This is a genomic window from Limisphaerales bacterium, from assembly GCA_014382585.1.
Taxonomy (GTDB): domain Bacteria; phylum Verrucomicrobiota; class Verrucomicrobiia; order Limisphaerales; family UBA1100; genus JACNJL01.
Map to the genome: position 1 here is coordinate 101936 of JACNJL010000045.1, position 15044 is coordinate 116979.

The window sequence follows — 15044 nt, forward strand, 5'->3', positions numbered from 1 at the left end:
GCCTTCTCCGCTGCTAATGGCCTCCGCTGCGCAGGGCTTGCACTGTTTCGCGCACATCGTGCACGCGGACGATGTGTGCCCCATCCGCGGCGGCCCGGCAGGCGCAGGCGATGCTGCTGTCCAACCGCTCGGGGATCTTACCGCCGAGGAAGGATTTGCGCGATGCGCCGACCATCAGTGGCCGTTGGAATTTTGTAAAACGAGTGAGCCCCGCGAGCAACGCCAAATTATGCCCCGCCGTTTTACCAAACCCAATTCCGGGATCGAGCGCCACTTGTTCAGCGGGCAATCCTACGGCGGCCATCGCCTCCAGTCGCTCAGCAAAAAAGGCCTCCACCGTCGCAACCACGTCGTCGTATTCGGGCGCGTTTTGCATTGTTTGCGGCGTGCCCTGCATATGCATGGCGATGTAGCCCGCGCCGGATTCGGCGGCCACGCGCCACATCGCGTCATCCGCGCGATGGGCGGCGATGTCGTTAATGACCCGCGCGCCGACGGCCACGGCGGCTTTCGCAACGGTGGGTTTTTGGGTGTCGATTGAAATGACGGCATCGGTTTCGCCTGCGAGTTTTTCGATGACCGGAATGACGCGGCGCAATTCCTCGGCTTCATCCACTGGCGGTGCGCCGGGCCGTGTGGATTCGCCGCCGACATCCAACAGCTCCGCACCCTCCGCGGCCAGTTGCAGCGCGTGAGCGACGGCGGCATTGGCGGTTGAGAATTTGCCGCCATCAGAAAATGAATCGGGCGTGACGTTAATGATGCCCATCACCATCGTAGGGCGGGGGAATTGCCACGTGATGTTACCCGTTTGCCAGTTCATGCGGGGAAACTAGTAGCCGCCATCGCCGGGACTGGGCCCGCGCTGGATGACTTCGATTTCGTAGCCTTCGGGCGCGTCGATGAAAGCGAAGCCGCCGCCGTCATCCTTGAGATGCGGGCCGTCGGAATAGTCCACGCCGTGCGATTGGATGTGTTTTTCAAACGCCTCCAAGCTATCGACGAGAAAGGCGAGGTGGGTGAGATCTTCCTGCACGTGTACGCCGCCGCTGCTGGGATAAGAGCACAGTTCGATTTCCTCGTCGCTGTTGGGCGTGGCGAGAAAGACGAGCGTGGAGCCGCGTGGCGACGTGTGCCGGCGCGTCTCGGTGAGCCCGAGAATTTCAGTGTAAAACTTCACCGAGCGTTCGAGGTCGTCCACGCGGTAACGGGTGTGTAGCAGTTTGGTGACAATCGGCATCGGCGGAGCCTCGCAGGAATTGGGCGCGGATGCCAGCCTTTGCGCTTGCCACGGTGCGCGTGCGGGGGAAGATGGGCGGCCCGTGAAACGATTTTTATATTTGATAATTCTTGCCCAAACCGCGCTGAGTGCGCCAGAGGTTTCCTCGCCCACAAATATCGTAACGCGTGGGTTTAAGGACAAAGAATTCTCAGCCGAACGCGCCGCCAAACTTGCGCCCTATCTTAACGTGCGGCCGCTGCGGTTTCAGGATTGGCATCCCACCGCGCACGCGATGCTCATCACCCGCCGCCCCGCCCGCGGGCAAGTTACGCAGTTGCACGTGGTCAACAAGCCCAACGGCGAACCGGTGGTGCTGACGGATGGCGCGGAGCCGGTGCAGTCGGCGGTGTATCATCCGAAGGATGGAAACCGCATTTTATTTTTGCGCGATGCCGGCGGCAGCGAAAAATATCAAGTGTTCCATCTCGATGTCGCCGCGAAAAAAACCACGATGCTCACCGATGGCAAACACCGCCACACCGGCGCGCGGTGGTCGCCCGATGGTCGTCGCATCGCCTATTTTTCCCCCAAACGAAACGGGCGCGACAACGATCTTTACACGATGGACCCTCTCAAACCCGCCAGCGAAAAACTTCTCGCCAAGCTGCCAGGCGGCGGTTGGTGGATTACTGATTGGTCGCCCAATGGTCGACTGTTGTTGGTCATCGAATACCTTTCCATTAATCACAGCCGCATCCACATCATCGATGCGGTCACCGGCGAGCGCTCGTTGTTTTCGCCCGAGACCAAAGCTAGAGTGAGCCACGGACTTGCGCGGTTTGATCCGCAAATGCGCGCGGTGTATTATACTTGCGATGAGTCCTTTGATTTTCAACATATCGTGCGTGTGGATTTCAGGGACGGTCGCCGCACGCGCTTCCTCACGGAAATTCGCTGGGACGTCGAGAATCTGGAAATTTCAAAGGACGGCAAAACGCTGGCCGTGGTGCACAACGAAGGTGGCGTGAGCCGGTTGCGGGTGGTCGATGCAAACACGCAGCGCGTGTTCTATTCGCCCAAGTTGTTTGCCGGAGTCATCCACTCGGTCAGCTGGCGCGCGGATGGATTGTTGGCGTTTGACCACGAGTGGGCGCACGCCCCGGGCGAAGTGCATGTGCTCGATTTTTCGCCGGTGAGCAGCGTGCGCTGGCAATCGGCGGGGCTCGACGGATTGGATCCCTCCAAACTGCCCATTCCGGTGAGCGGCACCTTCACCAGCCGCGACGGCACGAAATTTGATGCGTGGTTTTATTACCCCGGAAATTATTTTGATAAAGGCAGGCATGCCCAGTTTTCCCGGCTGCAAGTGTCCGGCGGATTGCCGACGGTGATTTATTATCACGGCGGGCCCGAAAGCCAATTCCGTCCGCGCTTTATGGGTGGCTACAATTATTTGCCCGGCGAAATGAATGTAGTACTCGTGTGCCCCAACGTGCGCGGCTCACGCGGGTACGGCAAAAGGTTTCTCGCCGCCGACAACGGCGCGAAACGCGTGGGCGTGATGCTGGATGTGGAAACACTCCGCAACGGCCTCAACGAAATGCCCAACATCGATGGCAATCGCCTCGCCGTGATGGGTGGCAGTTATGGCGGTTATATGACGCTCGCCTCGCTCACGCATATGCCCGGCTTCTTCAAATGCGGCATCGATCGCGTGGGCATTTCCAGCTTTGTTACGTTCCTGAAAAACACCAGCGACTACCGGCGCGATTTGCGCCGCGCGGAATACGGCGATGAGCGTGATCCCAAAATGCGCAAAGTGCTCGAGGAAATTTCCCCGCTCAATCAAATGCAAAAGCAAATGAAGGAGCCGGATTTTCAATTCAGCCCGCTGCTCATCGTACAGGGCGCCAACGACCCCCGCGTGCCCGCCAGCGAAAGCGCCCAAATGGAAGCCGCGCTGCGCGCCAAAGGCCAAACGGTGTGGTACCTGCTCGCCAAAGACGAAGGCCATGGATTCCGCAAAAAAGTAAATCGTGATTTTCAGTATCTCGCCACCATCGAATTTTTCCGAAAGCATTTGCTCGGAAAAAAGTAGTCCTTCCCGTACAACGCGCCCATGAAACGCGCGCGCCATTTTGCCAGTGACAATAATTCCGGCATCTGCCCCGAAGCTTGGGCCGCGTTGGAGGAAGCCAACCACGGTCACGCCTCCGGATACGGTGAGGATCAGTGGACCCGAAAAGCCTGCCGGCTTATCCGCGACTTATTTGAGACGGACTGTGAAGTGTTTTTTGTGTTCACCGGTTCCGCCGCCAACGCGCTCGGGCTTGCGTCGGTTTGCCGCAGCTATCATTCCATCATTTGCCACGAGGCATCCCACGTGCAAAACGACGAATGCGGCGGCCCGGAATTTTTCAGCGGCGGCGCCAAAGTGCAAACGCTGCCCGGTAAGGACGGCCGACTCACACCCGACGCGATCCTCGCCGCGGCTGCGGCCCGGCGTGATCTGCATTTTCCCAAGAGCGGCGCATTGAGCCTCACGCAATCCACCGAGCTGGGCACAGTGTATTCGCCCGCGCAAATCAAGGCCAACTGCCGCGCGGCAAAAAAAGGGGGGTTAAAAACCCATATGGACGGCGCGCGGTTTTCCAACGCTGTGGCCAGCCTTGGCGTGGCACCCAAGGACATCACCTGGCGCGTCGGCGTGGATATGCTTAGTTTTGGCCTCACCAAAAATGGTACGCATGCCGGCGAGGCGCTGGTTTTTTTCGATAAGACCCTCGCGCGTGAATTCGATTGGCAAAACAAACAAGCCGGACAACTCGCCAGCAAAATGCGTTTTCTTGCCGCGCCGTGGGTGGGGTTGCTTAAGGACGGCGCATGGTTGCGAAACGCTGCGCACGCTAACCAAATGGCCCGTCGCCTCCGCCGCGCTTTGGCAAAGATTCCCAGTGTGAAATTTCTCTACCCTACGCAGGCCAATGCGGTGTTTGTCGATCTACCGCCGGTGTTGGTGGATGCGTTGCACCAGCGCGGTTGGCATTTTTATACGCTGTATTCTGAAAACGACGCGCGTTTCATGTGCTCGTGGGATACCACACCGGAAGATGTGGATGATCTCGCCGACGATCTCGCTGACTTAATGGCCAATCGAAAAAAACTGCGCCCTAAATCCCGAAAAGGGCAGGGGCGCTAAAATTCACCGGGAACCCGTTTTACCTGCGGGGTTGTTGTGCGGGGGTACTCAGTGCCCCGAGTGGAATTTCCGGCAACGGACGGATGCGCGGTTCCGTCGCGTCCGTGTTTTTGTGGAGATGGGCTAACTCGTGCGCGACCAGCGCAAAGGCGTCGGCTCCGGTGAGCTTGCCGCCGGGTTGGGGTGTTTCCAGTTTGGCACCGGTGGGCAAAGTGAGCACGATTTGCTGATCGCCAAAGGTAAGCGTGAGCACATGTGGGTTGGCGCCACTAAATTTTCCAAGGCGCGCGGGGAGCTTCTCAATGTTTGCCGTGTTCATTGTGGCCTTGATGGCTTGGGCTTGGGCGTCGGTCAGCTTGCCCTGCTGCTCGATGGGTCGGAGTTGTTGGTTGAAAAACTGCCGACGATTCCACGTGCCGTCCACTTTGACGGTGGTGACCCAACCGGTGAATCCCGCGACCCCTCCCTGCGCATCCTTGAGCGAAAGTTTCTTGGGAATCACGCTGCGTTTTGGGTCTTGGTTGCCATTGCCCCGGTTAGGGTTGGCTTTGTCTTTGTCCAAGTTTTGCTGAATCCAGCGGGCTAACGTGCTGCTGCCGCGGCCGTATCCGCCGGGGAGTGGGCGTAGGTCCTTGGTTTGCAGCCGCGGCGGCGCGCCCCAATGCGCTGGAAAACGGCCTTTGCCTGGATTCGGGCGGGGGCTCGGCTTGACGACGGGCGGGTTTTTTCCACCGTAAAGCATTTTGTAAACTTCACGCGGGGAGCGGCGTTCGCCTTTGCGTTCGTCGAACCATGGGGAGCCGCCCAGAAACACGCGGCCGCGCGGAATTTTCATGCCGCCCTTTACCCATGTTTCGAACGTGGGCGCGCCGTCGTTTTTTCCGGCAGTCAAGGTTGCCAATTCCTGTTCGAGTTTGGTGATTTTGGCTTGGTGCGCCTTGAGGCCTTCCTGCGTAAATCGTGCGCGTCGGGCAAAATCTTTTAGCTTCGCAATCTCCCGCTCCAGCTCGGCAATACGTGCGGCGTTGTTGCCGCCGGTCGGGTTTGCCGGCCCGGCGCGACCGTCTTTGGTGATCGCGATATTGATCTTCACCGTTTTGGCCGGTGCTTTGTTGTTTTCAAAAACACGATTGTAATGGAGCACGATCGTGCCCTTGCCAATTGCCGTGGCAGCGAAAGTGGCCGTGGACATTCCGGGCGCGCCGACCAGTCCCGGACGGCCGCCGGATTGGGGGGAGACTTTACCCATCAGCTTGAGCACGCCTGCTGGCGTGGCATTGTTCCAAGTAAAACCGGTGGTCGGGTTGCCGCGTAATTTTACGCGCACGATGCTGCCCTGTTTCACCGTAATCGTTTTGCCATTTTCGGCCAGACCCAAGTGGAGTTGATGCGCCTCGGTGCGGCACTGCGCACAGTCTCCCGCGGGCAGCTCGCGTACGGGGGTGGGGGCTGGGCGACCGACAACGCGCGGGGGCGGCGGGATCTGTCGATTGGGAGTGGGTGCCTGTAAGCCCAGAACGATCGGTGGCCGTGGCACGGGCTGAATCTGGATGGCGCCGTTTTTTTTCTTCGCGTCCTTGGCGAGGTTTTCCTGAATCCATTTCCGTAACGTGCCGCTGCCTCGTCCGTAGCCGCCGGGAAGGGGACGGAGGTCGCGGGTTTGGCGAAGAGGCGGTGCGCCCCAGTGGGCGGGGAAGGCGTTGCCGTTGGGCGCTTTGAAAACTTTTTTCGGCTTATCACCAGCCTTGTCAGCGAGGGTGATTTTGCCGAGGGCTACGCCATTGCGCGGGGCGTCATCCGCGATGCGACGATCCATAACGAAACAGGAAGTCAACAAGCCTTGTTTGTCCGTGCGCACGTAACGCACCTCGTGCGGCGGCAATGCTTTGGCGGCGATGGCGGCGGCGGTTTTGTAAATCTCATCGAGTGTTTTAGCCGGGGCACCTTTTTTGTTTTTGCCGACGGTCGTTTCATTTTCAACGAAACCGTTTGGGGCAGCACCGGGGCCGGCACGGCGATTGAACTCTTCATAAACGCGCCCCACTACTTGATTATTTTTCACAATAATCGTGGTCGTGTGGCCGAAGCCAAACGCGCTGGAGAAGCCGACGGTGTATTGGTAGTTGCCGCCGCATTTCATTTTCGCCTTGGCCCACGCCTCGAGCGCGGTCTTCACCTTGGCGATGTCGGCCGGATTCACCTTGGGCGCGTTGAGAGGGGGGGCAACTGGATCCGGATTTGGAGCGGGGGCAGGTCCGGGAACAAGTTTGATTTTCCCGACCACAGGTTGTTCGCAATGGGCGCATTTGCCGGATTGGGTGCTGCAGGTTTTGCAGAGTTTGAAGGCGCCGCTGCTGGTGTGGTTTTCGCATTTTGTGCATTTGCCGATGCTGGAAATGTACGCGAGCTTGCTGCACTTGGGGCAGAGCGCGGCCCAAGCATTGAGGGTAAATACTGCCAGTACGATGGCGAGGAGCAGGTTAGTTTTTTTCATTTTTGGTGTCTTCAAAGATTTCGTAGATGGTTCCGTTCAGCACAAACTGCACATTGCGGCCGAGGGCCAGCCATTGGGCGGCCTTGGGTTCCTTGGCGAGGAGTGTGAAGTAGGCGTCGCTGTTAAATTTGACGCGCGTGCGCTTGGCCTTGGCGACTTCGGCGGTTTGCACGGAGCTGTCCACCCAATAGCGTTCGTTCTGCGTAAAGTTTTTGCCGGCGGCAAATCGCATCGGCTGTGACACGGTGCGGGTTTTGCCGATTTGGCCATTGGCATTGCGGCGTCCGGGCGCGTAAAATTGCGCCCCCCCACCGCCCAAACCACCGCCGGGGGCGTTGGAGCCCGGAGCGGGAATGCCTCCCCCCGCCGCACCTTCGCCGCGATAGCCGAAGTTGGCTTGTTGCGCCTCGCGACTGCTGAGGGCGGAAGCGGCCTGAACCTTGGCTTCTTTTAACAGTTTATTGGCGCGCGCGCTGCCGACGGCTTGGTCGCCGCTTTTGTCCGCCTTAAAGGCATCGTACTGCGCCCGGGCTTGCGCGAGCACTTGGCGGTCGGCCTCGAAGTTGCGCAGCGTGCGCTGGGCGACGGGCACGCCGCGTTGTTTTTCATCTTCGATGATGAGGTACGCGGTGTACGGCGTCACGATGCCATACTGGCGCGCGAGTTGGGTGACCTCTTCTTTGATTTCTTTTTTCTCGCCGTGCAGCCGGATTTCATCGAGTAAAAAACCGACCCGCCGCGTGGCCCACAGGCGCGGGATGAAGGAGTGATCGGCGTGTGCGGGGAAGGTCACCGGAAATTCAAATTGCGTTTTTTTGCCGGCCAACGTGCCCTCAAGCAACACGTCGCCCTTGCCGTTGCCTTTGTAACGGCCGACGAGCACGAGCTCTTCGCCCTTAAATAAATCAGGCAGCGGGTTGGGGTAGAGCTTGCTTACGCGAATGCCGTTGGGAAATTTCAGCTTGGGATTGGATAGCACGGGTTCTTTGATTTTTGTGTAAAAACTGGAGACCTTCACTTCGATGTCTTCGTTGGGTGTGACGTAAGTGGAACTGGCGCGGGTTTCCTCGGTGATTTTATCGAGCAAATGCGCGTTCACATCCGTGCCGATGCCGAAGCAAAACACGCGGCTTTTACCGGCGGCGGCGTCGACGTTTTTCACAATTTGGCCTTCGCCGGTGATTCCGATGGTGGGACGACCGTCGGTGAGGAAAATTACAAGGAACGGTCGATCGCTTTTCTCCGGCTTAAGGTCAAGGGCCTCGGTGAGTGCGGCGTTGATGGCGGTGCCGCCGATGGGTTTGAGATCGCGAATGAAGTCCAGTGCCTGTTTGCGATTGCCGGAGCTGGCTTTTTTGAGGCCGCCGAAGAGCGAATCGGTTTCAGTGGAAAAACGCACGACTTCGAAGCGGTCGCCGTCATTCAAATTCGCCACGCAAAATTGGAATGCTTTTTTCGCTTGCTCGAGCTTGTTGCCGGCCATCGAGCCGGAGGTGTCGATGACAAAGGCGATGTCTTTTTCGGTGACTTCGCCTTTCGCTGCGTCCACGCCCGGCGCGGCGAGCATCAGGAAGTAGCCTTCATTGCCTTCGCGATGGGCGATGACGTTCACGTTGATGTCTTTTTGCTTGGGCGAATAGAAAAGGGAGAAGTTGCTGTTGGGCCGCACGCCTTTGCCCTCGAAAGCGATGGCCGCTTTTTTGGAGCCGCTGCGTTTCACTTCCACATCGTGTGTGGGCGAGTAGATTGCTTTCACCGGCACCTTGGAATCCAACTGCACGTTGATGGATAGATTCTCAATCGGTTTGGCCGAGTACTTCGCGGTGTTCAGCGGGAACGTGTAGCTCACGAGGCCGGCGTCATTTTTCAACACCTGATTGTAAGTGAGCTTGATGCGCTTGGTGCCGTGCGCCTCGAAGGGGAAAATGCGCACCTTGAACAAATCCTGCTCCGCAAATTCCAGCAGCGCGGGATCTTTCATCGAGCGCACGATGTCGGTGTAAATTTTGCGCGCCTTTTTGGCGTCCAGCAATTCGGCCTTCTGCAGTTTGCCGTTGATCTCCATTTGGAATTTTTCGATGGCCGCACCCTTGGGCACCGGAAACAAAAACGTGCCTTCCTGTCGGCGCGGATTGGGATTGTAAAAAACCTGCTCCACCGTGGTGTGGGCGACTTGGTTTTCGATTTTCACATCCACCTTCTGCGAGCGCAGCTCCAGCGGCGCAAACACCGGATGCGGAATCGGCCGAGGCCAAGGCCGCGGCGGGATGATAATGGGCGGATGCGGATGCGGCAAAATGCGAACATCGTGGCAAATAATCAGCCCGCCCGCGTGGGATTGAAAAGAAGGCGCCAAGGCCATAAGGGCCAACAAGGAAGCAAACAGCATTTTTCTCATAGGTAGTAGACGTTTCAAGCGGTCAAAATACTCCCATTTACAGTGGTGTCACGCCTTTTGACCGCTTGACGCTGATCGACTGCCGTCCCACACTCTGCCCATGCAAAAGCACTTTTTCTTGGCCGTTGGTCTGTTGTCCCTTTCGCTTACTATTGCCAATGCCGCTGATTACAAAATCCACACTTGGACCAAGCATCATCTCACGCCGCATTTCTGGTCTGAAGGCGGGCACTTTGGAGATTTTAACAAGGACGGCCAAGGCGATGTGGTCGTGGGCCCGTACTGGTACGCGGGGCCGGATTTCAAAAAGCGCCACACCATCTACGATGATTCCCCCGCCTTCGAGATGATGAAGGACGGCAAAAAAATCAAAGTGGCCGGCTACAAGGGCGAGCTCAGCGGCAGCAACGGGTATTCCAACAATTTCCTCACCTACACCTACGACTTCAACAGCGACGGCTGGAAGGATGTGCTCGTGTTTGGCTGGCCGGGCAAAGACACCACCTGGTACGAGAATCCCAAAAACAAAAAAGGCCCCTGGAAAGGTCACAACATTTTTCCCGTGAGCGATGGCGAATCCCCCCGTCTTGAGGACATGAACGGAGACGGCAAGCCGGAGATTCTGGTCTTCCGCGACAAACACCTCGGCTACGGTCAAGCCGATTGGAATGATCCCACCAAGGAATGGAAGTTCATCAAGATCAGCACCCCCGGCAAGTGGCACCGCTACTCACACGGCTATGGCGCAGGCGATATAAATGGCGATGGCCGTAAGGATATTCTGGAAGCAGCCGGCTGGTGGGAGCAGCCCAAGAACGTTGATGGCGCCACCCCGTGGAAATTTCATGCGGCCCCCTTCGGTGCCGGGGGCGCTCAAATGTACACCTATGACGTGGACGCCGATGGCGACAATGATGTCATCACCTCACTCGCCGCCCACGGCTATGGCCTTGCGTGGATTGAGCAGACCGCTCCCAACCAGTGGAAACAAAACACCATCATCAACGCCAAGCCCGAGGAAAGCCCTTACGGCGTCAAGTTCAGCCAGCTTCATGCCATTGATCTAGCTGACATCGACGGCGATGGCTTGCTCGACATCATCACCGGCAAACGCTTCTGGGCGCATGGCCCCAAGGGAGATCAGGAACCCAGCGCTCCAGCCGTGCTGTACTGGTTTCAACTCACGCGCAAGGGCAAGACCGTCGAGTACATCCCGCATCAGATCGATGACAATTCCGGCGTCGGCACCCAAGTCGCCGCCGGCGATGTGAACGGCGATGGCACGCTCGACATCGTGGTCGGCAACAAAAAAGGCGCCTTCGTTCATCTGCACACGGTCAAGAAGGTCAGCAAAAAGCAGTGGCAAGCGGCGCAGCCCAAGCGGATTCATTGAGAAGTAATCAATGAAACCCACCTTCATAGCTTTGTTGGCTTTGTGTCTGCCTTTGACGGGTGCAGACAAGAAGAAACCCGGCACCGTCCTTTGGGAATTCAAAACGGGAAGTTCTGTGCTCTCCTCACCCGCCATCGGCTCTGATGGCACGGTTTTCGTCGGGTCATTTGACGACAAGCTCTATGCCATCAATGGCAAGAGTGGGGTCAAGCTATGGGAAATTGAAACGGGAAATGCTGTGTTCTCCTCCCCCGCCATCGGCTCTGATGGCACGGTTTACGTGGGGTCAGATGACAAAAAGCTCTATGCCATCAATGGCAAGACTGGGGATAAGCTATGGGAATTTGTAACGGGAGGTCAGGTATTTTCCTCCCCCGCCATCGGTTCTGATGGCACGGTGTACGTTGGGTCAAGGGACAACAGTCTCTATGCCATCAATGGCAAGACTGGGGATAAGCTATGGGAATTTGTAACGGGAGGTCAGGTGTTCTCCTCCCCCGCCATCGGTTCTGATGGTACGGTGTACGTTGGGTCAGATGACAACAAGCTCTATGCCATCAAGACCGACTCCAAAGGCCTAGCCAAAAGCCCGTGGCCCATGCGTGGGCAGAATGCGCGGCATACGGGGCGTGCACCCAAGAAATAATTTAAAATGAAAAAACAAATCCTCTTTGCCCTCGTAGCACTACTGCTCGCCCTGCCATCATCGCAGGCCGCCAAGCCCAATTTCATCGTCGTTTTCTGTGATGATCTTGGCTACGGCGATATTGGGCCATTCGGCTCCACGAAACACGCCACGCCGGTATTGGACAAGATGGCCAAGGAAGGCATGAAGCTAACCGACTTCTATTCCACCTGCCCAGTCTGCACGCCTTCGCGTTCCAGCCTCATGACCGGCTGTTATCCGCGCCGCGTGAATATGCACGTGGATGAAAAAAACCTGTGCGTGCTTTTTCCCGCCGCCCGCAAGGGCCTCAACCCCAGCGAGATCACCGTGGCCGAGGTGCTCAAAAAAGAAGGCTACACAACCATGTGCATCGGCAAATGGCACCTGGGCGATCACCCCGATTTCATGCCCACCAGCCAGGGCTTCGATCATTACTTTGGCATCCCCTACAGCAACGACATGAACCGCAAGCAGGTACCGTTGCCCTTGGTGCGCGATCTTGAGGTAATTGAGGATAGCGTACAGCGCGATACCACCATCACCACGCAGTACACCGCTGAGGCGGTAAAATTCATCAAGGCCAACAGCAAAAAGCCATTCTTTCTTTACCTGCCACACACCGCCGTGCATCTGCCGCTGGTGCCTGGCGAGAAATTCAAGGGCACCAGCAAGGACGGCCCCTACGGCGACTGGGTGCAGGAGATCGATTGGTCCATGGGCGAACTTTTCAAGGCGCTGAAAGCCGAAGGCATCGATGAAAATACTTTTGTTCTCTTTACCAGCGACAACGGTTCCTTCCGCGAGAAGCAAGGCAGCAACCTCCCTCTGCGTGGACGCAAGGGCCGTACTGATGAAGGCGGCATGCGTGTTCCCTGCGTCGTGCGTTGGCCGGGCAAAATCCCCGCCGGCACCAGCAGTGGCGCGCTCACCAGTACGCTGGACATCCTGCCCACCCTCGCCGCAATCGCCGGCGGCAAAACACCCACCGACCGTATTATCGACGGCAAAAATATTTGGCCCATTCTCAGCGGCAAATCACAAGCCCACCCGCGTGAGGCTTATTACTATTACCAAATGGATCAGTTGCAGGCCGTGCGCTCCGGCGTCTGGAAACTTTTCATGGCGATGGATTCCAAGAAACGAAACTGGGGCAAGCCCGAAGGCAAAAAGGAGTTAAAACTTTTCAACCTCGCCAAGGACATTCACGAAGACCGCAACGTCGCCGCTGAAAACCCGAAAGTGGTCAAGCAACTGCTCGCCTACGCCGAGGCCGCCCGTAAAGACCTCGGCGACACCAACCGCCCCGGCAAAGGCCAGCGCGAGGCCGGCTGGGTAGACAAGGCTTCACCTCGGTTGTTGAAGCAATAATCGACTTCATCTCGCTTGACCGCTTTCGTGGGGACTGCCAACAATTGGGCGTGATCCGTTTTTCTTTTTTTCTTTTTGTCGGTACGTGGCTGGCAGCAGCGCAGCCGGAGCAATGGCGCAAGGAGCGGCGGCTGATTGATCTGCACATGCACGTGGGGTATTCGGAAGAACACCTCAAACGCGCGGTGGGTATTATGGACCGCGCGGGGATCGGTGTGGGCGCAAATCTAAATGGCGGCACAGTCACGCGCAAGGATGGCAAGCCCTCGGCGTTCGAGCGTAATAAGACACTGGCGGATCGGCTGTTCCCGGGGCGTTTTGTGCATTACGCAAATCTGGACTACACCGGCTGGGATGAGCCGGACTTTGCCACCAAGGCCGCGGCGCAAATTGATGAGGCGCATCGTTTGGGAGCGGCGGGGCTGAAGGAATGGAAGCGGCTCGGCCTCTATTTGCGCGACAAAAACGGCAAGCTGATTCTCATCGATGATCCGCGGCTCGATGCGGTTTGGAGACGTTGTGGTCAACTGGGGCTGCCGGTGTCCATTCACGTGGCCGATCCACGTGCGTTTTGGTTGCCCTTTAATTCCAAGAACGAACGCTGGGCCGAGTTGAAGGATCACCGCCCGTGGTGGTTTGGCGATAAAGCGAAGTACCCGCCGCGCATAGATTTGCTTAATGCGTTGGACCGCGTCATCGCGCGCCATCGCAAGACCACATTCGTGTGCGTGCATTTCGCCAACAACGCGGAGGACCTCGAGTGGGTGGACGCTGCGCTCAGCCGCAACCCAAACATGATGGCAGACCTTGCCGCGCGCATTCCCGAGGTGGGGCGGCACGCGCCGGAAAAAGTGCGCCGCCTGTTCACCCAGCATCAGGATCGCATTTTGTTTGCCACAGATTTTATGGTGTACAATCGGCTCATCCTTGGCTCCAGCGGCAAAGGCCCCGCTCCGACCGATGCGGACGCGCACGAGTTTTATGCCAAACATTGGCGTTGGATGGAAACCAACGACCGACAGTTCACGCACATGACGCCCATCCAAGGCGATTGGAAAATCGACGCGATCGGTCTGCCGCCGAAGGTGCTGCGAAAAATTTATTTCGACAACGCGCATCGGTTGCTCGTGCGTACGCTGCCGTTACCGCATCTGCGCGCGAAGCGCATCCGGGGAGATTTCAAGCTCTCCGGCCGCCTCACCGCGCCGCAATGGAAAACCGCCACGCCCGCGCGCCTGGAGCGCCAAATCAGCGATGGCACTGCCCACCCGGAAATTGCCACCACCGCCCGCATATTGTGGTCCGATAACTTTTTGTACATCGGTTATGAATGTCCGTATTCGAAATTGACCACGTTCACCCCCACGCAAAAAACCGAGCGCTACGGTCTGTGGAACCGTGACGTCGTCGAGGCCTTCATCGCGACGTATCCCGGCGATCTCACCCGCTACACCGAGTACGAACTCGCCCCCACCGGTGACAAACTTGACCTTGAAATCACCCCCAAGCTGCCGCCCGCCCAGGGCCTCCCGTGGGAAAGCGGTTTCGAGGTTGCAACCCACATCGACCCCAAACGCAAAATCTGGACCGCTGAAATGCGCATTCCCCTCAAGTCCCTCGGTGGCCAAGCTCCCGGCCTCAAAACCGAATGGCGCCTGAACCTCTATCGCCACGATCCTGCCCACAAAGCCTTCCTTGGCTGGAGCCCGTTGGCCAATGCCAGTGCCCACACCCCCGCCCGCTTCGGCCGGTTAACTTTTGAGCAATAAAACGGGCAAGGTGGAATTTGCCCCTCACGCGCTCCTCCACCACACTCGAGGGATGATCCGTTTGTTTCTTTTTCTGATTAGTGCGGCTTCGTTGTCTGCTGCTGAATTTGAGCTTCACTCCTTCCAGCGCCAAATTGGCGAATTGCACATTCACGGATTTGCAAGCTTGTCCCTCCATCACGGAGGGGAGGATAACTTTGGAGGGACGAGCTTGCGGGTCCGTGGATGAGCGTTACAATCCGAACATGATTTGGCGCTACTTGGTTTTCGTTTGTTTATCGTTTTCTCTTTTTGCCGCGAAGAACCCGCAGCCGATAATCGAGAAACCGTTCGCACCCCTGGAGGCTGCGAAGACGATGCAGGTGCCCAAGGGGTTTAGTGTCACGCTCTTCGCAGGCGAACCGGATATTAAGCAGCCGATTGGATTTTGTATTGATGATCGGGGGAGGCTGTGGGTGGCGGAGGCGAATAATTATCCGGACAAGAAGGGCGGCAAGAAGGATCGGATTATTATTTTGGAGGATACGGATGGGG

11 protein-coding genes are annotated in these 15044 nt (G+C 57.6%); 7 read left to right on the forward strand and 4 right to left on the reverse strand.

Translation table 11 applies throughout. The features are described from left to right. Positions 1–13: 13 nt before the first annotated feature. Both folP and H8E27_10605 read right to left on the reverse strand, forming a co-directional pair. Complete coding sequence (gene folP / locus H8E27_10600) at positions 14–823, reverse strand: dihydropteroate synthase (protein ID MBC8326062.1); 810 nt, start codon at positions 821–823, stop codon at positions 14–16. A gap of 9 nt (positions 824–832) precedes the next feature. Beyond that, a complete protein-coding gene (locus H8E27_10605; GenBank protein MBC8326063.1) occupies positions 833–1240 on the reverse strand; it encodes a VOC family protein in 408 nt (135 codons plus the stop codon). 82 nt (positions 1241–1322) lie between these two features. Here H8E27_10605 and H8E27_10610 point away from each other — a divergent pair, with 82 nt between their 5' ends. Together H8E27_10610 and H8E27_10615 are read left to right on the forward strand one after the other, a co-directional pair. Next, positions 1323–3320, forward strand: a complete 1998-nt coding sequence (locus tag H8E27_10610; GenBank protein MBC8326064.1) for a S9 family peptidase — start codon at positions 1323–1325, stop codon at positions 3318–3320. A 21-nt stretch (positions 3321–3341) separates the two neighbouring features. Then, positions 3342–4421 carry a low specificity L-threonine aldolase gene (locus H8E27_10615; protein MBC8326065.1) on the forward strand — a complete coding sequence of 360 codons (1080 nt, stop codon included), beginning with the start codon at positions 3342–3344 and terminating at the stop codon, positions 4419–4421. 19 nt (positions 4422–4440) lie between these two features. On the opposite strand, the gene H8E27_10620 is transcribed toward H8E27_10615, so the two are convergent. Beyond that, positions 4441–6915 carry a protease inhibitor I42 family protein gene (locus tag H8E27_10620; protein MBC8326066.1) on the reverse strand — a complete coding sequence of 825 codons (2475 nt, stop codon included), beginning with the start codon at positions 6913–6915 and terminating at the stop codon, positions 4441–4443. After that, on the reverse strand, positions 6902–9304 hold the full coding sequence (locus H8E27_10625) for a VWA domain-containing protein (GenBank protein MBC8326067.1): 2403 nt from the start codon (positions 9302–9304) through the stop codon (positions 6902–6904). Before H8E27_10625 ends, H8E27_10620 begins: the two co-directional genes overlap by 14 nt. A 109-nt stretch (positions 9305–9413) precedes the next feature. On the opposite strand from H8E27_10625, the gene H8E27_10630 reads away from it, so the two are divergent. The 5 genes from H8E27_10630 to H8E27_10650 all read left to right on the forward strand — a co-directional run. Continuing rightward, a complete protein-coding gene (locus tag H8E27_10630) occupies positions 9414–10706 on the forward strand; it encodes a VCBS repeat-containing protein (protein MBC8326068.1) in 1293 nt (430 codons plus the stop codon). A 10-nt stretch (positions 10707–10716) separates the two neighbouring features. Next, positions 10717–11352 (forward strand): PQQ-like beta-propeller repeat protein, encoded by a 636-nt coding sequence (locus H8E27_10635; GenBank protein ID MBC8326069.1) that lies wholly within the window; start codon positions 10717–10719, stop codon positions 11350–11352. A 6-nt stretch (positions 11353–11358) separates the two neighbouring features. Further along, positions 11359–12741, forward strand: a complete 1383-nt coding sequence (locus H8E27_10640; GenBank protein ID MBC8326070.1) for a sulfatase — start codon at positions 11359–11361, stop codon at positions 12739–12741. Between the two features lie 50 nt (positions 12742–12791). Next, positions 12792–14510, forward strand: a complete 1719-nt coding sequence (locus H8E27_10645; GenBank protein MBC8326071.1) for an amidohydrolase family protein — start codon at positions 12792–12794, stop codon at positions 14508–14510. Between the two features lie 245 nt (positions 14511–14755). After that, positions 14756–15044, forward strand: a 289-nt coding sequence (locus H8E27_10650; GenBank protein MBC8326072.1) for a hypothetical protein, incomplete at its 3' end; no start/stop codon positions are given.